Origin of the sequence: Mesorhizobium zhangyense, assembly GCF_011045115.1 — a bacterium.
Lineage (GTDB): Bacteria > Pseudomonadota > Alphaproteobacteria > Rhizobiales > Rhizobiaceae > Mesorhizobium_M > Mesorhizobium_M zhangyense.
This window is the reverse complement of the sequence record NZ_JAAKZG010000001.1, coordinates 640,896-663,832: the sequence shown is the minus strand read 5'-3', so window position 1 is coordinate 663,832 and position 22,937 is coordinate 640,896. Positions and strand designations below refer to the sequence as shown.

General features: G+C 60.8%; 25 protein-coding genes. 7 read left to right on the top strand and 18 right to left on the bottom strand.

What is annotated here, in order from left to right; genetic code table 11:
* Positions 1-85: 85 nt before the first annotated feature.
* The 6 genes from fghA to G6N74_RS03260 form a co-directional block, all read right to left on the bottom strand.
* Entirely contained in the window at positions 86-922 is an 837-nt protein-coding gene (gene fghA, locus G6N74_RS03285) for an S-formylglutathione hydrolase (protein WP_165114225.1), read from the bottom strand.
* Complete coding sequence (locus G6N74_RS03280) at positions 919-1,323, bottom strand: type II toxin-antitoxin system VapC family toxin (RefSeq protein ID WP_165114222.1); 405 nt, start codon at positions 1,321-1,323, stop codon at positions 919-921. Before G6N74_RS03280 ends, fghA begins: the two co-directional genes overlap by 4 nt.
* Positions 1,313-1,570 (bottom strand): FitA-like ribbon-helix-helix domain-containing protein, encoded by a 258-nt coding sequence (locus G6N74_RS03275; protein WP_376767679.1) that lies wholly within the window; start codon positions 1,568-1,570, stop codon positions 1,313-1,315. Before G6N74_RS03275 ends, G6N74_RS03280 begins: the two co-directional genes overlap by 11 nt.
* A 73-nt stretch (positions 1,571-1,643) precedes the next feature.
* Complete coding sequence (locus G6N74_RS03270) at positions 1,644-2,294, bottom strand: DUF1345 domain-containing protein (RefSeq protein WP_165114217.1); 651 nt, start codon at positions 2,292-2,294, stop codon at positions 1,644-1,646.
* Positions 2,291-2,776 carry a YaiI/YqxD family protein gene (locus G6N74_RS03265; RefSeq protein ID WP_165114214.1) on the bottom strand — a complete coding sequence of 162 codons (486 nt, stop codon included), beginning with the start codon at positions 2,774-2,776 and terminating at the stop codon, positions 2,291-2,293. The genes G6N74_RS03270 and G6N74_RS03265 overlap by 4 nt, the downstream gene beginning before the upstream one ends.
* A 14-nt stretch (positions 2,777-2,790) precedes the next feature.
* Positions 2,791-3,918: an S-(hydroxymethyl)glutathione dehydrogenase/class III alcohol dehydrogenase gene (locus tag G6N74_RS03260; RefSeq protein ID WP_165114211.1), complete on the bottom strand. Its 1,128-nt coding sequence runs from the start codon at positions 3,916-3,918 to the stop codon at positions 2,791-2,793.
* A gap of 118 nt (positions 3,919-4,036) precedes the next feature.
* Between G6N74_RS03260 and G6N74_RS03255 the strand changes: the two genes are divergently transcribed.
* The 4 genes from G6N74_RS03255 (at position 4,037) to dnaE (ending at position 10,911) form a co-directional block, all read left to right on the top strand.
* On the top strand, positions 4,037-4,471 hold the full coding sequence (locus G6N74_RS03255; RefSeq protein WP_165114208.1) for a potassium channel family protein: 435 nt from the start codon (positions 4,037-4,039) through the stop codon (positions 4,469-4,471).
* 100 nt (positions 4,472-4,571) lie between these two features.
* The gene (locus G6N74_RS03250) at positions 4,572-6,584 is read left to right on the top strand and encodes an acetyl-CoA carboxylase biotin carboxylase subunit (protein ID WP_165114205.1); all 2,013 of its coding nucleotides are present in this window, start codon (positions 4,572-4,574) and stop codon (positions 6,582-6,584) included.
* Position 6,585: 1 nt separating this feature from the next.
* Positions 6,586-7,263: an HAD hydrolase-like protein gene (locus G6N74_RS03245; protein WP_165114203.1), complete on the top strand. Its 678-nt coding sequence runs from the start codon at positions 6,586-6,588 to the stop codon at positions 7,261-7,263.
* A 117-nt stretch (positions 7,264-7,380) separates the two neighbouring features.
* Positions 7,381-10,911 (top strand): DNA polymerase III subunit alpha, encoded by a 3,531-nt coding sequence (gene dnaE / locus G6N74_RS03240; RefSeq protein ID WP_165114200.1) that lies wholly within the window; start codon positions 7,381-7,383, stop codon positions 10,909-10,911.
* A gap of 23 nt (positions 10,912-10,934) precedes the next feature.
* Here dnaE and G6N74_RS03235 read toward each other — a convergent pair whose 3' ends face one another.
* The 5 genes from G6N74_RS03235 to G6N74_RS03215 all read right to left on the bottom strand — a co-directional run bounded on the left by G6N74_RS03235 (position 10,935) and on the right by G6N74_RS03215 (position 13,861).
* A complete protein-coding gene (locus G6N74_RS03235) occupies positions 10,935-11,357 on the bottom strand; it encodes a type II toxin-antitoxin system VapC family toxin (RefSeq protein ID WP_165114198.1) in 423 nt (140 codons plus the stop codon).
* Positions 11,357-11,599: a type II toxin-antitoxin system Phd/YefM family antitoxin gene (locus tag G6N74_RS03230; protein WP_165114196.1), complete on the bottom strand. Its 243-nt coding sequence runs from the start codon at positions 11,597-11,599 to the stop codon at positions 11,357-11,359. Before G6N74_RS03230 ends, G6N74_RS03235 begins: the two co-directional genes overlap by 1 nt.
* 72 nt (positions 11,600-11,671) lie before the next feature.
* A complete protein-coding gene (locus G6N74_RS03225; protein ID WP_165114194.1) occupies positions 11,672-11,974 on the bottom strand; it encodes a DUF6958 family protein in 303 nt (100 codons plus the stop codon).
* Positions 11,971-12,423 (bottom strand): YybH family protein, encoded by a 453-nt coding sequence (locus G6N74_RS03220; protein WP_165114193.1) that lies wholly within the window; start codon positions 12,421-12,423, stop codon positions 11,971-11,973. Before G6N74_RS03220 ends, G6N74_RS03225 begins: the two co-directional genes overlap by 4 nt.
* Positions 12,424-12,532: 109 nt before the next feature.
* Positions 12,533-13,861 (bottom strand): DNA polymerase IV, encoded by a 1,329-nt coding sequence (locus G6N74_RS03215; protein WP_165114192.1) that lies wholly within the window; start codon positions 13,859-13,861, stop codon positions 12,533-12,535.
* Between the two features lie 67 nt (positions 13,862-13,928).
* On the opposite strand from G6N74_RS03215, the gene G6N74_RS03210 reads away from it, so the two are divergent.
* Positions 13,929-14,504 carry a GNAT family N-acetyltransferase gene (locus tag G6N74_RS03210; protein ID WP_165114191.1) on the top strand — a complete coding sequence of 192 codons (576 nt, stop codon included), beginning with the start codon at positions 13,929-13,931 and terminating at the stop codon, positions 14,502-14,504.
* 9 nt (positions 14,505-14,513) lie between these two features.
* Here G6N74_RS03210 and G6N74_RS03205 read toward each other — a convergent pair whose 3' ends face one another.
* Entirely contained in the window at positions 14,514-15,167 is a 654-nt protein-coding gene (locus G6N74_RS03205) for a hypothetical protein (protein WP_165114190.1), read from the bottom strand.
* Positions 15,164-15,463, bottom strand: coding sequence for a DUF3572 domain-containing protein (locus G6N74_RS03200; RefSeq protein WP_165114189.1), 300 nt, complete (start codon positions 15,461-15,463; stop codon positions 15,164-15,166). The genes G6N74_RS03205 and G6N74_RS03200 overlap by 4 nt, the downstream gene beginning before the upstream one ends.
* A 256-nt stretch (positions 15,464-15,719) precedes the next feature.
* Between G6N74_RS03200 and G6N74_RS03195 the strand changes: the two genes are divergently transcribed.
* Positions 15,720-16,076, top strand: a complete 357-nt coding sequence (locus G6N74_RS03195) for a response regulator (RefSeq protein WP_281353940.1) — start codon at positions 15,720-15,722, stop codon at positions 16,074-16,076.
* A gap of 37 nt (positions 16,077-16,113) precedes the next feature.
* Positions 16,114-17,487, top strand: coding sequence for a PleD family two-component system response regulator (locus G6N74_RS03190; RefSeq protein ID WP_165114187.1), 1,374 nt, complete (start codon positions 16,114-16,116; stop codon positions 17,485-17,487).
* 387 nt (positions 17,488-17,874) lie between these two features.
* Here G6N74_RS03190 and rpmG read toward each other — a convergent pair whose 3' ends face one another.
* The 5 genes from rpmG to rnr all read right to left on the bottom strand — a co-directional run bounded on the left by rpmG (position 17,875) and on the right by rnr (position 22,931).
* Positions 17,875-18,042, bottom strand: a complete 168-nt coding sequence (gene rpmG, locus G6N74_RS03185) for a 50S ribosomal protein L33 (protein WP_019173400.1) — start codon at positions 18,040-18,042, stop codon at positions 17,875-17,877.
* Positions 18,043-18,145: 103 nt separating this feature from the next.
* Entirely contained in the window at positions 18,146-19,291 is a 1,146-nt protein-coding gene (locus G6N74_RS03180) for an MFS transporter (RefSeq protein ID WP_165114444.1), read from the bottom strand.
* Positions 19,292-19,353: 62 nt separating this feature from the next.
* Positions 19,354-20,094, bottom strand: a complete 741-nt coding sequence (locus G6N74_RS03175; protein WP_165114185.1) for an NUDIX hydrolase — start codon at positions 20,092-20,094, stop codon at positions 19,354-19,356.
* Positions 20,095-20,169: 75 nt separating this feature from the next.
* Positions 20,170-20,604 carry a DUF983 domain-containing protein gene (locus G6N74_RS03170; protein ID WP_165114183.1) on the bottom strand — a complete coding sequence of 145 codons (435 nt, stop codon included), beginning with the start codon at positions 20,602-20,604 and terminating at the stop codon, positions 20,170-20,172.
* Complete coding sequence (gene rnr, locus G6N74_RS03165) at positions 20,604-22,931, bottom strand: ribonuclease R (protein ID WP_205826492.1); 2,328 nt, start codon at positions 22,929-22,931, stop codon at positions 20,604-20,606. Before rnr ends, G6N74_RS03170 begins: the two co-directional genes overlap by 1 nt.
* Positions 22,932-22,937 lie beyond the last annotated feature (6 nt).

The window sequence follows — 22,937 nt, the reverse complement described above, 5'->3', positions numbered from 1 at the left end:
TGCAATTGGCAGATACTACTGCCAAGAAACGGGAAGAGACATTCACAGGTTTCAGCGCGCGAATGACATTAGCGCGACAGGAACGTTACTTCGCAAGTCTTTCGGCGTGCCAGCGAAGATGGTCATTCATGAAGGTCGAGATGAAGAAATAGGAGTGGTCGTAACCCTCCTGCATGCGCAGGGTCAGCGGAATGCCGGCTGCCTTGCAGGCGTCATCCAGAAGCCATGGGCGCAGACCGTCGTCGAGGAACGTGTCTGCCTTGCCCTGGTCGACAAGGAATTCCGGAAAACTCTTTCCGCCCTCGATCAAGGCGACAGCATCATAAGCGCGCCATGACGTTTCATCGGCGCCGAGATATTTTTCGAGAGCAGGTTTCGACCAGCCGGCAACCATCGGGTGAACAATCGGGGCGAAGGCAGAGCAGCTTTTGAAGCGGTCGGGATGTTTCAAGGCAATGGTCAGCGCGCCATGGCCGCCCATGGAATGGCCGAAGATCGCCTGCCGCTTCATGTCCGCTGGGAATTCCCTGGCGATCAGCGCGGGCAGTTCCTCGGCAATGTAGGAATACATCCGGTAGTTCTTCGCGAATGGCTCCTGCGTGGCGTCGAGATAGAAGCCGGCACCGCAGCCGAACTGCCAGTTGTCCTTTTCGTCGGGCACATTCTCGCCGCGCGGACTGGTGTCCGGGCAGACGATGATCAGGCCGAGTTCGGCGGCTAGCCGGCGGTATTCGCCCTTGTCCATGACGTTCTGATGCGTGCAGGTCAGCCCCGACAGATACCAGACGACCGGGCAGGGGCCGTGCTTGGCCTGCGGCGGCACGAACACCGCGAAGGTCATGTCGCCAGCGCAAGCTTCAGAGGCATGGGAATAGACGCCTTGGACGCCGTCATGGGATTTCGCGGTAGAGATGGTTTTCATGAAATGGGCTCGATCAATTCGGTCGGGATGCTGTGGGTACCGGCAAGTGCTGCAAGGCGTCTGTCGGCGGTGACGATGGGTTGCTGACGCTGAGTGGCGAGCGCGAGATAGAGGCAGTCGTAGACCGGGTGCTGTATTTTCAAAGCTAGGGCTAGCGCATGCGGAAGAAGTTCGGCGTCGGAGATTAATTCCGACATGGAATCCCGGAGCAGTTCGATACTTTCGCCGCATTTTTCAGGTGCGATCTCACCGGCCCGGGCGCGCTTGTAGAGAACATGAGCAGTCTCGACCAGGAGAAAGGTCGGAGCGACCAAGCCAGGCAAGGCCCGGAACGGATCGGCAGCCTTGCTGAACTCGGTGTCTACGAACCAGTGACTGGCGACACTGGCATCAATTATCATCGTCTAGCCCGGGGTGCCTGCCAAGGTTGTTGTCACGATCCCGGCGGATTTCATCGATGATCTGCTGGCCGGAAACGTGCTTGGAACTTGTGCGGATCGCATCCATCCTGCGGATGATCTCTTCCCGGCTTGGTCTGGCCTTGTCCGCCAGTGCCTCGCGGGCAAGCTGCTCAGTCGACTTTCCCGCGCTCCTGGCTTGCTCCTTCAAGCGCAACAGAACGTCATCGGGGATATTCCTTATGAGCATATTGCCCAATCGTGTTCTCCAGATTTGATATCACAATGATATCATTCTTCGCCATTCGTCACAACCGCGGCCATCAACCCGCCAGCGAAACCACGAGATTGACCGCTGCCGCCACGATCACCGTGTTGAAAAAGAACGACAGGACCGAGTGAACCATCGTCGCAATGCGCATGGTGGTGGTGTTGATGTTGGTGTCGGCGGTTTGCGCCGTCATGCCGATGACGACTGAATAATAGAGAAAATCCCAGCCGACCGGCCGCTCGGTGCCTGGAAAAATCAGTCCACCCACCGGCTTGCGGCTGCGCTTGTCGGAGGTGTTGTCGCCTTTCCAGTAAAGATGCGCGTAGTGCAGTGCGGCCATGGTGTGGATGGTGAACCAGCCCAGCGGCAGCGACAGCATCGAGAATGCGAGCCCGATCGGATGCGGCGCGTCCTTAGCGTTCATCAGCAGGAACAGCGAGCCCACCGCCACGCAAATGATCACGGCTGTGGCCAGAAAGATGATGCCGATAGGCTCGTCGGCATCCTGCGCGCGCCGGCTGAGATAGTCGGCACCGAACGTTGGCATCTGCCTCAGAACGAGGCTGATATAGACGACAAAAAACACATTCGCGCCGATTGCATAGGCAAGCGGCTGCTGTAACAGCAACGCCAACGCGAATGCCGCCAGCCCCAGGACTACGCCGGCATAGAACGGAAAATGGCGTACGCTCAGTAGGTTCATCCGGCCACGTCCTTGGCGGCACTTTCGGCAGATGCCTTTGCCTTCCGTGCCGTCTGGTCGAGCGCGCCGAGAAAGCGCGAGCGATCCTGCGGCGTGAAGCCGGCATTATAGCCCTTGCTCTCGCCCGTCTCGCGCAGATGTTGCTTCAGGTCGCGCATGGCAACCGCCATGCCGATCGTCTCATGGGTGAAGGGCTTTCCGGTCATGCCCAGAACATGCGCGCCCAGCGCTACGGTGCGCGCCGCCAACGGAATGTCGGCCGTCACGACGATGTCGTTGGGTTTTGCATTTTCGACGATCCAGTCGTCCGCCGCGTCGGCGCTCTTTGAAACGACGACGTGGCGGATCATCGGATCGCGGGAAGGGCGCAAGCCGCCATTCGAGACGAAAACCACGACCAGCCCGAGCCGGTCCGCGACCTTCTCGGCCTCCGCCTTTACCGGGCAGGCATCGGCGTCGACATAGATGATCGGGTCCGGCATGTGGTTTTCCTGGCTCAGTAGATCACCACGCTTCTGATGCTCTCGCCGCGATGCATCAGGTCAAAACCTTTGTTGATGTCTTCGAGCGGCATGGTGTGGGTGATCATCGGGTCGATCTGGATTTTGCCTTCCATATACCAGTCGACGATCTTCGGCACGTCCGTGCGGCCGCGCGCGCCGCCGAAGGCTGTGCCCTTCCAGGTGCGGCCGGTGACCAGCTGGAACGGCCGCGTCGAGATTTCCTGGCCGGCGCCCGCAACGCCGATGACGATGCTTTCGCCCCAGCCGCGGTGAGCCGATTCAAGGGCTTGGCGCATGACTTTCACATTGCCGGTGCAGTCGAAAGTGTAGTCCGCCCCGCCGATCTGGTCGGCGCCGCGCTTGGTCATATTGACGAGGTAAGGCACGATATCGCCATCGATCTCCTTCGGATTGACGAAATGCGTCATGCCGAACTTTTCGCCCCACGCCTTGCGGTCATTGTTGATGTCGACGCCGATGATCATGTCGGCACCGGCCATTCTCAGGCCCTGAAGCACGTTGAGGCCGATGCCGCCGAGGCCGAACACGACCGCTGTCGCCCCGATCTCGACCTTGGCCGTGTTGATGACCGCACCGATGCCGGTGGTGACGCCACAGCCGATGTAGCAGATCTTGTCGAAAGGCGCGTCCGGGTTGACCTTGGCCAGCGCAATCTCGGGCAGGACCGTGAAGTTCGAGAAGGTCGAGCAGCCCATATAGTGAAAGATCTTGTCCTTGCCGAGGGAGAAGCGGCTGGAACCGTCCGGCATGAGGCCCTGGCCCTGCGTCGAGCGGATAGCGGTGCACAGATTGGTCTTGCGCGACAGGCAGGACGGGCACTGGCGGCATTCGGGCGTGTAGAGCGGGATGACGTGGTCGCCCTTCTTCAGCGACGTAACGCCCTTGCCGACATCGACGACGACACCGGCGCCCTCATGGCCGAGAATCGCCGGAAAAATGCCTTCCGGGTCGGCGCCCGACAGAGTGAACTCGTCGGTGTGGCAGATGCCGGTCGCCTTGATCTCGACCAGGACCTCGCCCTCGCGCGGACCTTCAAGGTCGACTTCCATGATTTCAAGCGGCTTTCCGGCTCCAACGGCGACTGCGGCGCGGGTTTTCATAGGCAATTCCTTTTGCGTAGATCTGTCTTAACGGTTGGGTCGGTGCTTGTCAGACTGACTAGGCGAAATGTCCGCGTTTTGCCATAGCCGGGCCACCATGTGCGCCTTTAGTTCGCACATGATCGAGAATCTTCTCCTCGCCACGGTCTTCGATGTGCTCACTTTCCTGGTCCATGCGGCGGGGCTGATTGCTCTTACCCATGTCGTCTCGTTTCTGCTGTCGCATCCTCTCATCTACGGCAAGCAGGGCGAAAAGGCTCTTGCGATGGGCGCGCTGGCGCTGGGGCTGTATGTTCTGGTCTGCGTCGAATTGGCGATCTGGGCCGTCGGCATGCTGGCGGTCGGCGCGCTCCCGGATTTCGAGACGGCCTTCTATTTCTCGGCATCGACATTCGCCACCATCGGTTTCAACGACGTGACGCCCTTGAAGGAATGGCGGTTGCTCTCCGCAATGGAGGGGATAACGGGCCTTCTCATCATGGGCTGGACGGCCGCCTATCTCGTCACATCCGGCGTGCGTTTTGGGCCTTTCGAGCGCGACAAGCATTTCTGAGGGTGGCAATTTCTCGCGCAAGGTCGGTTTGTAATTCCGGCACTTGAGACGCTGCGGGATAGTCCATAAAACGGACCAGCCACCAGAGGGACGCATCTTCATGTTCAAGAAAATCCTGATCGCCAATCGCGGCGAAATTGCCTGCCGCGTCATCAAGACGGCCCGCAGGATGGGTATCGCAACGGTTGCCGTCTATTCGGACGCCGACCGCGATGCGGTTCATGTCGAGATGGCGGATGAGGCGGTGCACATCGGCCCGGCGGCGGCGGCGCAAAGCTATCTGGTGGCCGAAAAGATCATCGAGGCCTGCAAGCAGACCGGCGCGGAAGCCGTGCATCCGGGCTATGGCTTCCTGTCGGAGCGGGCTTCCTTCTGCGAGGCGCTGGAAAACGAAGGCATCGTCTTCATCGGCCCCAAGCCCAAGGCGATCAAGGCCATGGGCGATAAGATCGAATCGAAGAAATTCGCCAATGCGGCGAAGGTTTCGACCGTGCCGGGCTATCTCGGTGTCATCGAGGATGTCGATCATGCCGAAAAGATCGCCGGCGAAATCGGTTATCCCGTGATGATCAAGGCGTCGGCCGGCGGTGGCGGCAAGGGCATGCGCATTGCGTGGTCCGAGGCCGAGGTGCGCGATGGTTTCGACCGCGCCCGCTCAGAAGCGAAGAGCTCTTTCGGTGATGATCGCGTCTTCATCGAAAAATTCGTCGTCGACCCCCGCCACATCGAAATCCAGGTTCTGGCCGACGGTCACGGCAACGCCATCTATCTCGGCGAGCGCGAATGCTCGATCCAGCGCCGCAACCAGAAAGTCGCGGAAGAAGCCCCGTCGCCATTCCTCGACGAGAAGACACGGAAGGCGATGGGCGAGCAGTCGGTCGCGCTTGCCAAGGCGGTGGATTACCAGAGCGCCGGCACTGTCGAGTTCATTGTCGACAGCCAGAAAAACTTCTACTTCCTTGAAATGAATACACGTTTGCAGGTCGAGCACCCTGTGACCGAACTCATCACCGGTATCGATCTGGTCGAGCAGATGATCCGCGTCGCCGCCGGCGAAAAGCTGGCGATCAGCCAGGCCGACGTGAAGCTGAACGGCTGGGCCGTCGAAAGCCGGCTCTATGCCGAAGACCCCTATCGTAATTTCCTGCCCTCCATCGGCCGGTTGACCAGCTACCGGCCACCCGAGGAAGGAAAGTTCGGCGACATCGTCATCCGCAACGATACCGGCGTGACCGAAGGTTCGGAAATCTCGATGTTCTACGATCCGATGATCGCAAAGCTCTGCACCTGGGCGCCGACGCGGCTGGAAGCGATCGATGCGATGTCCGAGGCGCTGGACATGTTCGTGGTCGACGGCATCGAACACAACATTCCGTTTCTGGCGGCCCTGATGCAGCATCCGCGCTGGCGCGAGGGGCGGCTTTCGACGGGTTTCATCGCCGAGGAATATCCCGACGGTTTTGCACCGATCACGCCGAACGAGGCGGAAAAGTCGGTTCTTGCAGCGATTGCCACGGTGGTCGAACTGTTACGGCGTGACCGGCTCGATCGCCTGACCGGGCGGCTGGCCCCGCATTCGGGCGTGCTGAAGCCGGATTGGGTTGTGCGGCTTGGTGACGACTATATTCCGGTGTCGATCGGCGAGGGGATGGTTTCGATTCCCATCGAAGTCGACCTGTTGGTTGCCGGCGGCAAGCCGATGACCGTCATTTCCGACTGGCGGCCGGGCGAGGCGGTCTGGCAGGGAACGGTCGGCGGACGCCGTGTCGCAGCGCAGATCAGGCCGGTGCCCAACGGCATCCGCATTGCCTGGAAAGGCATGTCGGTGACGGCCCGCGCCATGCTGCCGCGCACGGCGGAACTCGAACGCCTGATGCCGGTCAAGATCGCGCCCGACACCTCCAACCTGCTGCTATGCCCGATGCCCGGACTGGTGGTCTCGATCGCCGTGGCCGAGGGCCAGGAAGTCAAGGCCGGTGAGACGCTGGCCGTGGTAGAGGCGATGAAGATGGAAAACGTGCTGCGCGCCGAGCGCGACCTGACGGTCGAGAAAATCAACGCCAAGGCCGGCGACAGCCTCGCCGTCGATGCCGTGATCATGGAGTTTGCTTGAAATGGATGTGTCCGCGCGGCGGCAGGCCGTCCTCTTCGATCTCGACGGCACGCTGACGGACCCGTTTGTCGGCATCACGAAGTCGCTGCAATACGCGGTTGAAAAGCTCGGCCGCGTCGCGCCTGCTGCGGATGACCTGCGCTGGTGCATTGGCCCGCCGATCAAATCCGCGTTCGGCATCCTGCTCGAGACCGAAGATCCGGATTTGATCGACGAGGGCGTGCGGCTCTATCGGGAGCGTTATTCGGATGTCGGCAAGTTCGAGAACGTCCTGATAGAAGGCATTCCCGAAGTGCTGGCCGAGCTTGTCGCCGATGGCTATTTCCTGTCGGTCGCGACCTCCAAGCTGAAGACCTATGCCGGCGAGATCATCGATCACTTCGACCTCCGCCGCTATTTCAACGTCGTGCACGGCTCCGAGCTGGACGGGCGAAATTCCGTGAAGGGCGATCTAATCGCCCATATTCTTGCGGTGGAGCCGATTGATCCTGCACGAACCGTCATGATCGGCGACCGTTCGCACGATGTGGTCGGCGCCAAGCTGAATGGCATCGAGACCGTCGGCGTGCTTTGGGGATACGGTGATCGCAAGGAACTGGAGGAGGCAGGTGCTGCGCGGATCGCCAAGCGACCCGCGGAATTGCGTCAGCTGATCGGCGCATTGCTGGAGCCTGCCTGAGACCACCAGTCTTTGCCGGTGCGAATAAGCTGTTCGTGGTTCGGTGTCGGGGTGGAATCAGCTAGGCTCGAGCAATACATTGACCGAACAGATTCCCGAGTAGCAAAGGCGTAAGATATGGCGAGCGACCGGCCCCCGCGCGACCCCATCCTGCGCAGTGCGCAAAATGCGCTGGCAAAGGCTACAGTGCCTTTGCGAAACTTCATCCACCTGCGCGTGCATTCCGCCTATTCGCTGCTGGAAGGCGCGTTGCAGGTTGGCAAGATTGTCGGCCACGCCGTCAAGGACAGCGCGCCGGCCATCGCCATCACCGACACCAACAACCTGTTCGGTGCGCTCGAATTCGCGCAGAAGACCACCAAGGAAGGCGTGCAGCCGCTGGTAGGCTGCCAGACGAGCCTGTCCTTTACCGGTGAGGTCAACGACTCGTCGCGCAGCGGCAATCGTCGCCACGGGGCAGATCTGCATCCGATCGTGCTGATTGCTGCGACGGAGGAGGGCTATGCCAATCTCGTTCGCCTCGTCAGCCGCTCCTATCTCGAAACGCCGCCGGGCGAGGCGGTGCAGGTCACCACGGAATGGCTGGAGGAGTTCTCGCCGGGTTTGATCTGCCTGACCGGCGGGCCGCTGGGGCCGGTCGGCGCTGCGCTGAAATCCGGCCATGCCGAACTGGCCGAGACAAGACTGCTGGCCCTGAAGGCGTTGTTCGGCGATAGGCTCTATGTCGAACTGCAGCGTCTCGGCGGCTATGACCGGAACCTCGAAGCCGCAACCATCGATCTTGCCTATCGCAATCGCCTGCCGCTGGTCGCCACCAATGAGGCGTTTTTCCAAACCCGTGACGACTATGAAGCCCATGACGCGCTGATTGCCATCGCCGAAGGCTCGGTCGTTGCTTCCGATGATCGCCGCCGCTTGTCTCCCGACAATTATCTGAAGAGTCAGAAGGAGATGTCGGCACTTTTTGCAGACATTCCTGAAGCGCTCGACAACACGATCGAGATCGCGCAGCGCTGTTCCTACTACCCGAAGAAGCGCAATCCGATCCTGCCGCGCTTTACCGGCGGCGACGAAGCCGATCCCACGGAAGCGCTCAAGGCCGAGGCCGACGAATTGCGCCGTCAGGCCCGCGAAGGCCTGCAGCAGCGCTTCGAGACTGCCGGGCTGACCGAAGGTTTCACCGTCGAGCAATACAGCGAGCGGCTAGAGTTTGAGCTCGGCATTATTGAGCGCATGAAGTTCCCCGGCTACTTCCTGATCGTCGCGGACTTCATCAAATGGGCGAAGGCGCAAGGCATTCCGGTCGGCCCGGGCCGTGGCTCGGGCGCGGGCTCGCTCGTCGCCTATGCACTAACCATCACCGACATCGATCCGCTGCGCTTCTCGCTGCTGTTCGAGCGCTTCCTCAATCCCGATCGCGTCTCGATGCCCGACTTCGACATCGACTTCTGCCAGGACCGGCGCGAAGAGGTGATCCGCTACGTTCAGCAGCGTTATGGCCGCGATCAGGTCGGCCAGATCATCACCTTTGGAACGCTGCAGGCGCGCGCCGTGCTGCGCGACGTCGGGCGTGTTCTGCAGATGCCCTACGGACAGGTCGACCGGCTCTGCAAGATGGTGCCGCAGAACCCGGCAAATCCGGTGAAACTTGCCGACGCTATCGCCAACGAGCCGCGTTTTGCCGAGGAGACCGAGAAAGAGCCGATCGTCCAGACACTGCTCGACATGGCGCAGAAGCTGGAAGGGCTTTATCGCCACGCCTCGACGCACGCTGCCGGCATCGTCATTGGCGACCGTCCGCTGTCGGAACTGGTGCCGATGTACCGCGATCCGCGCTCCGACATGCCGGTCACCCAGTTCAACATGAAGATGGTCGAGGAAGCCGGGCTGGTGAAGTTCGACTTCCTCGGCCTGAAGACGCTGACGGTGCTGGAGACCGCGGTGCGGCTCATTCGCCGGCGCGGCATCGAGGTCGATCTGGCGCGCATTCCGCTCGATGACGAGAAGACCTACGCGATGCTGTCGCGCGGCGAGGTCGTCGGCGTGTTCCAGGTTGAAAGTGCCGGCATGCGCAAGGCGCTGATCGGCATGAAACCCGACCGCATCGAGGACATCATCGCGCTGGTCGCGCTCTACCGGCCGGGCCCGATGGAGAACATCCCGACCTACAATGCGCGCAAGCATGGCGAGGAAGAGGTCGCTTCGATCCATCCCAAGATCGATCATCTGGTCAAGGAGACGCAGGGCGTCATCGTCTACCAGGAACAGGTGATGCAGATCGCCCAGGAACTGGCCGGCTACTCGCTCGGCGAAGCAGACCTTCTGCGCCGCGCCATGGGCAAGAAGATCCGCGCCGAGATGGACAAGCAGCGCGAGCGCTTCGTCACCGGCGCGGTGGAAAAAGGCGTGAGCAAGCCGCAGGCCGATTTCATCTTCGACCTTCTGGCGAAATTCGCCGACTACGGCTTCAACAAGTCGCACGCCGCCGCCTACGCGGTGGTTTCCTACCAGACCGCCTATCTGAAGGCGCATTATCCGGTCGAGTTCCTGGCAGCGTCGATGACGCTGGATATGTCCAACACCGACAAACTCGCCGACTTCCGCCAGGATGCGCTGCGGCTTGGTATCGATGTCGTCGCGCCCTCGGTGATGAGTTCGTTCCGCGACTTCGAGGTCGCCGAAAACCGCATTTTCTACGCGCTGGCAGCCCTCAAGGGCGTTGGCGACGCTGCGGTCGAGCACATCGTCGCCAAGCGCAAGGAAAAGCCGTTCGCCAGCCTTGCCGATTTCTGCGAGCGCATCGATCCGAAGATCGTGGGCAAGCGCGTCTTCGAAAGCCTGATCATGGCCGGCGCCTTCGATTGCTTCGGTCATGACCGCGCGGCCCTTATGGCGGGCGTCGAGCGCATGATGGGTATGGCGCAGCGCGCGCAGGAAAATGCCGCTTCGGGCCAGTCCGACATCTTTGGCAGTGCCATGGGTGGCCAGGCGCAGACGCTACATCTGCCTGCGGCCGATATCTGGCTGCCGGCAGACAAGCTGCACCGCGAATTCCAGGTCGTCGGCTTCTATCTCTCAGCGCATCCGCTGGACGAGTACAAAGCGGTTCTGGAAAAGATGCGCGCGCAGAACTGGGCCGATTTTTCCGCTGCCGTAAAGCGCGGCGCGGCTGCCGGTCGGCTGGCAGGCACCGTCACCTCCAAGCAGGAGCGCAAGACCCGCACCGGCAACAAGATGGGCGTCGTCGCTTTCTCCGACACCACCGGTCAGTATGAAGCAGTGCTGTTTTCGGAAGGTTTGGCGCAATATCGCGACTTGCTGGAGGCAGGCCGTTCCGTCGTCATCACGGTCGCGGCTGAAGACCGCCCGGAAGGCATAAATCTGCGCATCCAGACGGTGCATTCGCTGGAAGACGAGGCAAGCCGCGTCCAGAAGGCGCTGCGCGTCTATCTGCGCGACGCATCGCCGCTCGGCACGCTTGCCAACCAGCTCAACGTCAAGGGCGAGGGGCAGGTGAGCTTCGTGCTGATAAAGGATGGCGCGCAGGGCGAAGTCGAGGTCGAACTGCCCAACCGCTACCGCATCTCGCCGCAGATAGCCTCAGCCATGCGTGCCGTACCCGGTGTGGTCGAGGTGGAACTGGTTTAGCGCCGGCGTTTCTGGCTTAAGACTTAAAGAAGCTTGGTTTTCACGCCGAGCGGGAGGCCAGCTTCGGCCAATCGTTTGTCGAGCGTAACCACGGTTGCACCATTGTCGGCCGCCACGGCGAGATGCAATGCGTCGCCGGCTCTCAATCCGAGCATGTATTGATCCGCGAAGCGCGCCGCAGCGCGAAACTGCGCTCCGGATACCGGAAGCATGTTGAAAGAATTGGAAACCAGCTGGACGAAAGCGGCTAGGGCTGTTGCGCGATGCTCGGCCAACAATTGATCGGTGCGAAGCTTGATTGACAGGGCTGACGAGAATTCCGTTATGACCCAGTCACTGATAGCAAGCTCGTTCGGATCCTGCTGGCTCAGCCAGCTTTGAATCTCATCGGTTCTGGCTTCTTTGGTCAGTGCGGCGACCAGCACTGAAGTGTCGACATAAAGCATCAATACCGGTCGCCATCGCGCATTTCGCGCATGAAATCGCCTGCAGACTGCTTTTGCGCAGGCATTGGGTCAGTGATACGTTTCAGCGCACCCAAATCAATTGGTTGCAGCGTTTTCTTGACAGAGCTCAGTTGGGCAATCGGCTTGCCGCGCCGGGTGATGCGGACCGTGTCGCCTTCAGCGACGCGGCCGATCAGTTCGCTGAGATGTGCCTTCGCGTCGGCGAGATTAACAGTGCTCATTGGCTTTCTCATGACCAGTTAGATAGTCAGATATAGCATCCCGTTAGCTTGGATTCAATTGCGCCGGCAGCATCAAGCCTTATGCAGCCGAAGCGGCGTGACCTTCTCGCGCGTGATGATGCGCTTTGCCTCCAGATCGAGCTGTACAGCCTTCATCCACCAACCCGATTTGGCGCCACCCGGAAATAGATCCTGCGGCAGATGATCGACCACGCGCTTCTGAACCTCCGCTACCGTTAGTCCCGGCGTGGTGTCTGGCAGTGTCTTTAGCAAAGCGTGCTTCATGGCTTCATACATGGCAGCATCGACAAACTCGACTTTGCCTGGATGGTTCACGTTCTCGATGCCGATCTTACCGGGTTTGCTTGTGGTCATGCCGCGTCCTCCTTGGACTTCGGCTCGAGGTCGATTGCTGCGCGAAAACTCCCATCCATGTAGAATGGCACGGACGTGTGCTCATGCGCGATCTTCCAGACGCCGTTGGCCCGCTTGAGGCAGACCGTCGCACGTGACCAGAAGACAGCCAGCTCGCCACCTTCCTTGGTCGTGGCGCTCGTGCGGTAGAAGCCATGGCAAAAGGCGATGTCGCCGTCGATCGTAATCTCAAAATCATGTGCTGCGATCTCGACCGGCCCCTGCCAGGTATCGAACCACGCTGAAAGACCATCGATGTCGGGTTGATGATCCAGCGGTGGCGCAAGATCAAAAATCAGCGCTTCAGGATCGTATTGGGCGATAACTTGCGCTGCATTCTTATCATGATGCGCCCGACGGATGGCGTCCATGACAGCGCGGATTTCTTTCCTGTCGGTGTTGATGCTCATGACAAATCCTCCGTTGTCCCTGGGAATGCACCCGAAGGACGAACAAGGAAGGTGATATCCGACAGGAGGAGAGGATTTTTATCGCGCAACGCTAATGGTGCGCTGTAATTCAGTCTTCCACATCCTCGCGCGGATGCGCATTGCGGCCCTTGCCGAAGGTGTAGCCGGTCTCAACCGCCGTCTTCCCGAACTTGTCGCGCAGGGCGTCCATTGCGCCCTCGGCGAGCGCGCGCTTGCGAGACTGCACGTCGATCAGGTCCGGCGGGTCGGCCTTTTCGACGCCGGTAAGATCGCTGACGCCGATGCCGAGCAACCGGTATTTCGTGCCGTCGGTTTCCTTCGCCAGAAGCTGCATGCCGGTCTGGAAAATGCGATCTGCGAGCTGCGTCGGATCGCCGAGCTGGCGGTTGCGCGTGCGGATCTTGAAATCCTGCGTCTTCAGTTTCAGCACCACAGTACGCCCGGCAATGCCGGATTTTTTCAGCCGCGTGGACACTTTTTCAGACAATGCCCGCAAGATCGGCACCAGATCGGCGGAGGAGGCGAGATCTGTGTCGAAGGTGGTTTCCGCCGAGACGCTTTTCGCGTCATGGTCGGGCTCGACGCGGCGCGTGTCCTGTCCGCGCGACAGGCGATAGAGCCGGTCGCCCATCGTGCCGTAGCGCCGCATCAGGTCGCCGCGCTCCATGCGCTGGATCTGGCCGATGGTGCGGATGCCGTCGCTTTCCAGCGTCGCGGCAAAGGCTTTTCCCACGCCCCAGATCAGCGTTACCGGCTGCTCGGCGAGAAACGTGACGGCTTCCGCCTCGCCGATGATCGAAAAGCCGCGCGGCTTGCGGAAGTCGGAGGCGACCTTGGCGAGGAACTTGCAATAGGAAAGTCCGGCCGAAACGGTGATGCCGATTTCCTTTTCGACGCTCTGCGCAAACCGCGCCAGCACCAACGCCGGCGGGAGGCCATGAAGGCGCTCGGTGCCGGCAAGATCGAGAAAAGCTTCGTCTATGGAGATCGGTTCGACCAGCGGCGTTAGCGCCTGCATCATGGAGCGAACCTCGCGGCCAACGCGGACATATTTTTCCATGTTCGGGGAGATGACGACAGCTTGGGGGCAGGCTTCCAGCGCCTTGAACATCGGCATCGCCGAGCGCACGCCATTGATGCGCGCGATGTAGCAGGCGGTCGAGACGACGCCGCGCTTGCCGCCGCCGATGATCACCGGCTTGTCCTTCAATTCCGGATTGTCGCGCTTTTCCACGGCAGCGTAGAAGGCGTCACAATCGATATGGGCAATGTGAAGCGCATAAAGCTCCGGATGCCGCATCAGGCGCGGGCTTCCGCATTTGGTGCAACGCATCGCCGGCCCGCGCTGCACGGCGAGACAATCTCGGCAAAAACCGTGGCTTGGATCGTTGACAGAGGTGCTCATGACTGCGAACATAAGAGGAACATCGCAATCTTATGGCAGCAGGCCGCAGCTCGCAAGGCTGCGGTCGCAAGGATGTATGATGAAACTGACAATCGAGCCGCTGACAGCCGATTTATGGCCGGCTTTCGAGGATCTGTTTGGCAAGCAAGGTGCCTGCTATGGCTGCTGGTGCACGCATTTTCGGTTGCCGCCCGCGCTGCGCCGGGAAAACGACCGGGTGCACAACAAGGAATTCATCAAGGCGCGCATCGAATCGGGTCCGCCGCCGGGCCTGCTGGCGATCGAGGACGATATCGCGATGGGCTGGATGCAGATAGGACCGAGGGCGGACGTGCCCGAATGGAACAATGCGGGCAGGGGCTCCGCTCCGCTCGAGCCTGATGAAGCCGCCGATCCCACCGTCTGGGCGATCTCCTGCTTTTTCATCCGCAGCAAGGCGCGTGGCAAGGGGCTGACCCACAGGCTTGTCGGCGCGGGGGTCGAATTCGCACGCAAGAACGGCGCGCGGTTCGTCGAGGCCTGCCCGATGAACCAATCGAAGGATTCGCGCTCGCTCGGCCTTTTCGTCGGCTCGACTCGGGTATTCGAAAAGGCAGGGTTTTCGCCAATGATCGAGCGCAAGCAGGGTCGGCCGCTGATGCGTTTCGTGGTGTAGGTTCTGAGCCTAAATACCCAGTGCAGCAGCGATTTTTGGCGCGGCGTCATGCCAGTCGTCTACGACGGTGATGCCGTCCGGCAAAGGCGGCATGAGTGCACGCAGGCCCTTGTGCGCCATGAGGTGAAAGAGATGAGCGTCGGCCACGGCCTCCCGAACCGAAACGAGATTGCGGGCAATGTCATCGACGAAGGCGACCGGACGAGGGTGTTCGCCGCGCAACTGCCGGATCGCAGGGCCTTTCGCCGTTTCGGTGGTCACCAGCGGGTAGGGGAAGCCGAGCCGATCCAGAAGCATGCGCCGGGTCGCCCGGTGCTGATGCGGCATCGCCGTCAGCATGACGATCTCCGCCTTCTCGGCGATCGACGCCACGGTCTCGACCGCACCTGCCGGCGCGATTTGCCAGTCTGCCTGGACGAAGAAGAAATCTTCGATCAGCGTCGAAACGCGTGCATCGTCGAGAGCCTCATTCCTATCGCGGTCGAAGACATTGCCGTGCAGGCGAAACGAATCGGTTTTCAGGTCGAGACCGTGCGACCTGAGAAAGCCGATGAATGGCTGAACGAATTCCAGAACCACCTCATCGACGTCGAGTACCAGAAGCGGGCGCTCGTCTTTTGCCAGTTCGGCGATCTGGCGTGCGGTCTCGGGATCGTCGCTCATATCGACGACTGGTGGTTGTCGTCGCCGAGCGGCAGACGCCTCAGTGCCGCTCCGATATTGGCCGGTGGGATGCCCGAGCTTTCCGAAAACTGCATCAGCGTCGGTTCGTGGGCGAGGATGAATTGCAGCACGCCCGCCAGGAAACCCGGTTCGCGCGCCGCCTCGCGAATCGCGGAGGCTTCGATGCCGGTCAAGGCGAGAAAGCGCGGCAAGAGTTCAGGGTCCGATGCGACGAAGACGAGAGCCTCGATGGCGATCGCCTCGGCGTCCTTGCTCGTTGAAAATTTGTCGGCCATCGTCACCTTCATGCCATCGATGCGAAAACGTTTGTCGGAAGTAGCCGCTACGATCGGCTCGGGCAAGTCTTCGGGCGGTCGCATCAAAAATGGTATAAGGATTGACGTTTGAATTTGCCGCGACGGATCGATTTCCGTTTCGTCAATGATCTTGCGCTAATGTTGTCGCGGGTTTGGTGCCATCGGCAAGGCGCGTCAAGCGGTATAGGCTGGCGCGATCGGCAGTCGGGACGGGAAATCTATGGCTAAGAAGGTTATGATCGTCGAGGACAATGAGCTCAACATGAAGCTCTTCCGCGACCTGATCGAAGCAAGCGGCTATGAGACCGTGCGTACGCGCAACGGCCTGGAGGCGCTTGATCTTGCTCGTGCGCATAAGCCTGATCTGATCCTGATGGACATCCAACTGCCGGAGGTTTCCGGCCTCGAAGTGACCAAGTGGTTGAAGGAAGACGACGAACTTCACGTCATACCGGTCATCGCCGTCACTGCGTTTGCCATGAAGGGCGATGAGGAGCGCATTCGCCAGGGGGGCTGCGAAGCCTACATTTCGAAGCCGATCTCTGTTCCGCGCTTCATCGAAACAATCAAATCATATCTGGGTGACGCATGATGCCTGCTCCGTCGCCCTCGCATCGGCAGGAAGCATCATGACTGCGCGTATTCTCGTCGTTGACGACATTCCAGCCAACGTGAAGCTGCTCGAAGTGCGGCTGCTCGCCGAATATTTCGACGTTCTGACCGCGACCAATGGTGCGGACGCCATTGAAACCTGCCAGAACGACAAGGTCGATGTCGTCCTGCTCGACGTGATGATGCCGTATATGGACGGGTTCGAGGTCTGTCGGCGGCTGAAGAGCGATCCCGCGACTTCGCATATTCCGGTGGTGATGGTCACCGCGTTGGATCAGGTTTCTGACCGTATTCGCGGGCTGGAGGTGGGAGCCGACGATTTCCTGACCAAGCCGGTGAATGATCTTCAGTTGATGACGCGGGTAAAAAGCCTCGTGCGCCTGAAGATGCTCACCGACGAGTTGCGCCTTCGTGCCTCGACCACGCGCAACATCGGCATCGAAGAACTCCTGAGCCGCCGGCAGCCATCCGAGGACGTCACGCCGAAAGTGCTTCTCGTCGATGAGCGCCCGTCCTCTTTTGAGCGCATCCAGAAAATGCTGCGCCAGGCGGCCGATCTCGACGTTGTGACCGATCCGCATACCGGGTTTTTCCAGGCCGCCGAACTGCCCTACGAGTGCATCATCGTCTCGACCGGCTTTGCCGATTTCGATCCGCTGCGGCTTTGCTCCCAACTGCGTTCGATCGACCGCACGCGCTTTGCGCCGATCATTCTGCTGGCGGACGAAGGCGAGGAGGAACGTATCATCCGTGGGCTCGAACTTGGCGTGAACGACTATCTCATCCGCCCGATAGACCAGCAGGAACTGACGGCCCGCCTGCGAACGCAGGTCAAGCGCAAGCGCTACACCGATCATCTGCGCGCCAGCGTCACCGAGACCATAGAGATGGCGGTGACGGACGGACTGACCGGCCTGCACAACCGCCGCTATCTCGACAGCCATCTGCAGACGCTGTTCGACCGCGCCGTCGCGCGCCGCAGGCCGATCTCGGTGATGATAACCGATCTCGACCGGTTCAAGTCGGTCAACGACACCTACGGTCACGACGGCGGCGACGATGTGCTGCGCGAATTCGCACGCCGGCTGCGCAAGAATGTGCGCGGCATCGATCTCGCCTGCCGCTACGGCGGCGAGGAGTTCGTGGTCGTCATGCCCGACACCGATGGGGTGATCGCCGAAAAGGTCGCCGAGCGCATCCGCTCCGAAATCGCCCAGACGCCATTCGCTGTCGGCAAGGATGGCCAGACGCTGAATGTGACCATCAGCGTTGGTGTGTCTTCGCTCAGGCGCGGCACCGATACGGTCGAAGATCTGATGAAACGGGCCGATGTCGCGCTCTATGAGGCCAAGACGGGCGGGCGCAACCGGGTAGTCGCAAAAGCTGCATAAGCTCCCGAAGCGGTTGTGCGGCGAATCAGAAGAAGGGGTGTTTACCTTAATCCAAGTGATTCGGCGGCATTGGTTAAGAAAGTATTGATTTTCAATCGGTCTTGCGCGAGTGTTCCAGCGAAAGACGGACGCCGGCGCGAGGAGATGCCGGATTGTCCTGCCGACGCCCCATGATGCTCAGGTCCGCCGCATCTCCTGGGTCCATGGGGTCGGCCGGTTGGCACTGGCACATAGTGGCCTCCTCGTACCGCTGTCAGAACGCCGACCGGCCCCCTAATTCTCACATGAAGCATGAAAAAACGGGCCGAGAGGCCCGTTTTTCTTTTCACTTCCCGAAAATGAAAACGCCGCCCGAAGGCGGCGTGTTTCCGGCAGGAAAATCGAAGATTACTTGATCTTCGTTTCCTTGAATTCGACGTGCTTCTTGGCGACCGGATCGTATTTGCGGAAGGACAGCTTTTCCGTCTTCGTGCGGCTGTTCTTGCTCGTCACGTAGAAAAAGCCGGTATCGGCGGTCGACAGGAGCTTGATCTTGATGTTTGCGGCTTTTGCCATGATTTTCGTCCGTTAATTTTCTGGAGTTCGGGCCGCCTGACCACGGCAACAAAGCCCGGACGCGGGAAACTTGGCGCGACACATAAAGAACGTGCACGGAAAGTCAAGCCCGACGGCTGCCGGCCATGAGACGAGTGACGGCTAGAACGATGTAAGCGGCGAAGAAAAGACCGAGCGACCAGCCGAAACCCCTTGTGCCGAACATATCCATGCCGATGCCGATCACTTGCGGCCCGGCCACCATGCCGAGGCCGTAGCAAAGCACGAAAGCGGCGTTCGCGTTTGCCAGTTCATGGCCGGAAAGCTGTGAGCCGAGATGTGCGAGGCCGATCGTGTAAAGTGCCGCGACCACTCCACCCCAGAGAAACAGCAAACCTGCCACCAGATGCCAGTTCATCTGCACATGGGGCAACAGGATCATGCCGGCCAGCCCCACCGCCGCACAGATCAGCAGCAGATAGCGGCGGTCGCCGATGCGGTCGGAAATCATGCCGAGCGGTATCTGCATCAGGACGTTGCCGAGACCGATCATGGTCAGGAGCAGGGCCGCATCGCCTTCCGAGTAGCCTATACGGTTGCCATAGACCGGAAACAGCGCGAAGCCACCGGTTTCCACCGCGCCGAAGACCAGCACGGCAGCGGTCGCCGTCGGTACCAGCCAGATGTAGCGGATGAACCCACCCGAACCGCCTTCGACGACGATCGCCGGGCTTTCTCGCCAGGCCGCAAGCACGGGGATTGCGGCGATGGTGACAAGCACGAACACCGTGCCGAAAGGCAGGAACCCGGAACTGCCCATCTGGGCGAAGAGCCAGGGGCCGGCGGCAAAACCCAGCGACAGCACTGTCGCGTAGATGCCGAGAACCAGTCCGCGCCGATGCGGCGGAGCTGAGGTACTGATCCAGAACTCGGACAGGATGAACAGAATGGTGAGGGCGAGATGCAGGACCACGCGCAACGGAAACCACATCCAGAACGCCGGCGCGAAATAGAAGCCAACGAAGGCCAGCGCGCCGAGAAAGATCATTGCGAGCATCGTCCAGACGACGCCGAAACGCACCGCAAGCGGTGTCGCCATGGGAGCGGCCGCGATCGAAGCCACGCCGGCAATTGCCGTATTCAACCCGATCATGGATGCCGAGTGGCCGCGCGTCTCCAGTATGATGCTGAGAAGCGGCATGCCGAGACCGATGGCTATGCCGACAACGCTGATCGAGGCAACGGCTGCCGAAATCGACAGCCAGCGCATTGGCACGTCGTCTTCCGGCGATGGGGAACTGGCGGTCATTTTATGCGGGAGCCCAGAATTTGTCAGAGAATTTCGCGGACGAAGCGTTTGCGGATCATGCGATAGAAGGGCACGGGCCCGCCGGGGCGAAGCAAGGGATCCTGCGCCAGTCGCTGTTCGAGTTCTTCAAGGATTGTCTTGGTGATGGCCGGAATATCGGCTTGCCGCGCCTCGGGCAGGGGCAGCCACATGAGTTCTTCCAGCTCATTGGTCGGTCCGCCGTCGGGCAGTTCCACCGCGACATCGCTTCGCCAGGCGGAGAGGAAGCGCGTGTCGAAACGACGTACCCGTCCGGGCGGCGTGATGGCGCGCGCGATGAAACGCAGCGGCTTGAGCGAGGGCTGCACGCCATGCTCGACAAAACCCTGCCAGTCAGCCTTGCCGGTGGCAAATGGCCCCTTTTGACCGATCAGCAGCCCCGCTTCTTCATATGTTTCGCGGATGGCTGAAAGCGCGATGGCACGGGCGCGCGCTGCGCTGCCTCTGGCAACCGTACCGATCAGCTTTGCTTCCTCCTCGGGAAACAGGCTGTCGGTCACCGGTATACGGCTGTCGGACGGGTCTGTGCGGCCGCCTGGAAAGACGAATTTTCCCGGCATGAAGGCGTGGCTGGAATGCCGCCGCCCCATAAGCACTAGTATGTCGTCGCCCTTTCGGTCGAGCAGCATCAGGGTCGCGGCATCGCGCGGCCTTTTCGGCCCTGCACCGAGCGCGAAATCTCGACCTTCGGCTTTGTCCACTTGTGCTTTCGTCATTCCGTCCATGAAATCCCCTTTAGGACAATCTGCGGCCAGACGGAATTATTCCAAAGGACTGAGCATTGCTCCAGAAGTCGAATTTCAGGCCTCGGGGTGAGATTCGATATAGTCTTCTTCCTCACCGAACCCGTGCATATAGAGCGCCCATTGCAGTCCGACGACAGCGCCCTTGACCGGCCGCAGCAAGGCAAGCGCCATGATGATCGTCAAAGGAACCCAGATGGCCAGATGCTGCCAGGTTGAAAGCGTGCTGGTGGCCTCCACGCCCATGAAGGCGCCGACGATGATGTGGCCGACAATGACGACGACGAGATAGGCGGGCAGGTCGTCGGCGCGGTGATGGAACATTTCCTCGCCGCAATGTGCGCATCTGTCCACCGGCTTAAGGAATGATTCGAACAGCTTGCCTTCCCCGCAATGCGGGCAGCGGCACAGAAGTCCGCGCTTGATCGCCGTCCACAGCGGACGCGCCGGACGATCTATCTGGTGCGCCCCACCGAAAACCTGCTGTTCCATCAACGTCTCCTGTTGCGGGCCGGTCCGCGCGATGGTTGTGATGCGCGGCCCCGCGGTCTTTGCGCCTTGGCCTTGTGGAAGGACCTTTTGGACCCCGGCAAAGGTTTCGGGTCGGTCAGCATTTCAAAGCGCATGGCGCCCGCCAGGGGTGCTACCTCGATGAGACGAACCTCGACCCTGTCCGCCAGTTGGTAGCCTTTGCCGGTACGATCTCCAAAAAGCGCTCGGGCAGCCTCGTCGTAGATATAGTAGTCACCGTCCAAAGATGACACCGGTATGAAACCATCTGCGCCGAACTGCGGCAATTGGACAAATAGCCCCGCCTTGGTGACGCCGGAGATACGGGCGTCGAATGTTTCGTTGATCTGGCCGGAAAGATAACCGGCGATCAGACGGTCAACGGTGTCACGCTCGGCCGCCATGGCGCGGCGTTCGGTTGCCGAGATCAGTGCCGAAATATCCTCGAGCCGTTCTTCTTCGCCGCGCGAAATACCGTCGGCGCCGAGCCCCAGCGAGCCGATCAGCGCACGGTGCACGATGAGGTCGGCGTAGCGGCGAATCGGCGAGGTGAAATGCGCGTAGCGCCGCAGGTTGAGGCCGAAATGGCCAAGGTTTTCAGGCGAATACAGGGCCTGACTCTGGGAACGAAGCACCACCTCGTTGACCAGCGCCTCGTTCTCGGCGCCTCTCACCTGATTGAGTATCTGGTTGAATTGCGCCGGTTTCATCTGCGCACCGCGCGCCAGCGACAGGCCGAGCGTGGCCAGGAATTCGCGCAGCGATTCCTGCTTCACCAGCGAGGGCGCGTCATGGGTGCGGTAGACCAGGCTCTGCTTCTTCGCTTCCAGGGTCTCGGCGGCCGCGACATTGGCCTGGATCATGAATTCTTCGATCAGCTTGTGCGCATCTAGCCGGTCCGGCACGATGACCCGGTCGACCGTGCCGTCAGGCTTCAACAGGATTTTGCGCTCGGGCAGGTCCAGTTCCAGGGGCTGGCGCGAATCGCGGCCGCGCTTCAACACGCCATAGGCGGCCCAAAGCGGCTTCAGGATTGGCTCAAGGATCGGACCAGTCGTGTCGTCCGGCACGCCGTCGATTGCCGCCTGTGCCTGTGAGTAGGCAAGGCGCGCCGCCGATCGCATCATGATGCGATGGAAGGAGTGGCGGATCTTGCGTCCTTCGGCGGAAAACACCATGCGCACGGCAAGCGCAGGCCTGTCGACCTTCTCCTTCAGCGAGCAAAGATCGTTGGAGATGCGCTCGGGCAGCATAGGCACGACGCGGTCGGGAAAATAGACCGAGTTGCCGCGCTTCAAGGCTTCGCGGTCGAGTGCCGTGCCGGAGCGGATATAGGCCGCAACATCGGCGATGGCGACGATGGCGATGACACCGCCGGGGTTGCTTTCGTCCGTGTCGGGTTCGGCGAATACCGCGTCGTCATGATCCTTGGCGTCGGCCGGATCGATGGTGATCAGCGGCACTTCGCGCCAGTCCTCGCGGCCTGAAAGCGTTGCCGGCTTCACGGCTTCGGCTTCTGCCAGCACTTCAGACGGGAAGATGTGCGGAATGTCGTGCGCGTGGATGGCGATCATCGAGACCGCCTTTTCGCTGGTCAGCGAACCGACGACATTCAGAACCTTGGCACGCGGCAGCCCGTAGCGCGTGGCGCGCTGCGGCTCGACTTCAACCAGATCGCCATTCTGGGCGCCGTTCTGGTATTCCTTCTCGACCGTCAATTCCGGCTGCCGGCGCTCTACTGGCTCGATGCGGAAACTGCCGTCCTGAAGCACGCGGAAGACGCCGAGAACAGCGTCCTTGCGCTTCTCGAAAATCTTCATCACCCGAGCGGTGTAGGCCGGGCCGGTTTCGGCATGGGTGGGGAAAGTCTTTGCCAGCACGCGGTCGCCGATGCCGGCGGTCGGACCGCTGCCACGTGACATCTTGATAGACACCACCGTTGGCAGCGCGTCTTCCGGCTGATCGGTCGGGCGTCCGAGCAGGCCGCCATCGGCATCGCGCGCGAAAATGTCGAGGACGGCGACATGGGGCAGGGCGCCCGGCCGTACAAGCCGCTTGCGGTCCTTCTCCAGCGCACCCTCGTCCTGAAGGTCACGCAGTATGTCCTTCAACCAGATGCGGTCTTCGCCCTTGAGCGAAAACGCCTTGGCGATTTCGCGCTTGCCGCTCTTGTCCGGATTGTTGGCGATGTAACGCAGGATGTCGTCGCGCGTCGGACGAAAATCCTTCGATTTGTCTCCGGATACGGACGGACCGGTTGATCCGTCCTTGCCGATCGCGCCTTTGCGTCCGGAGATTTTCCTTGCCAAAGCGTG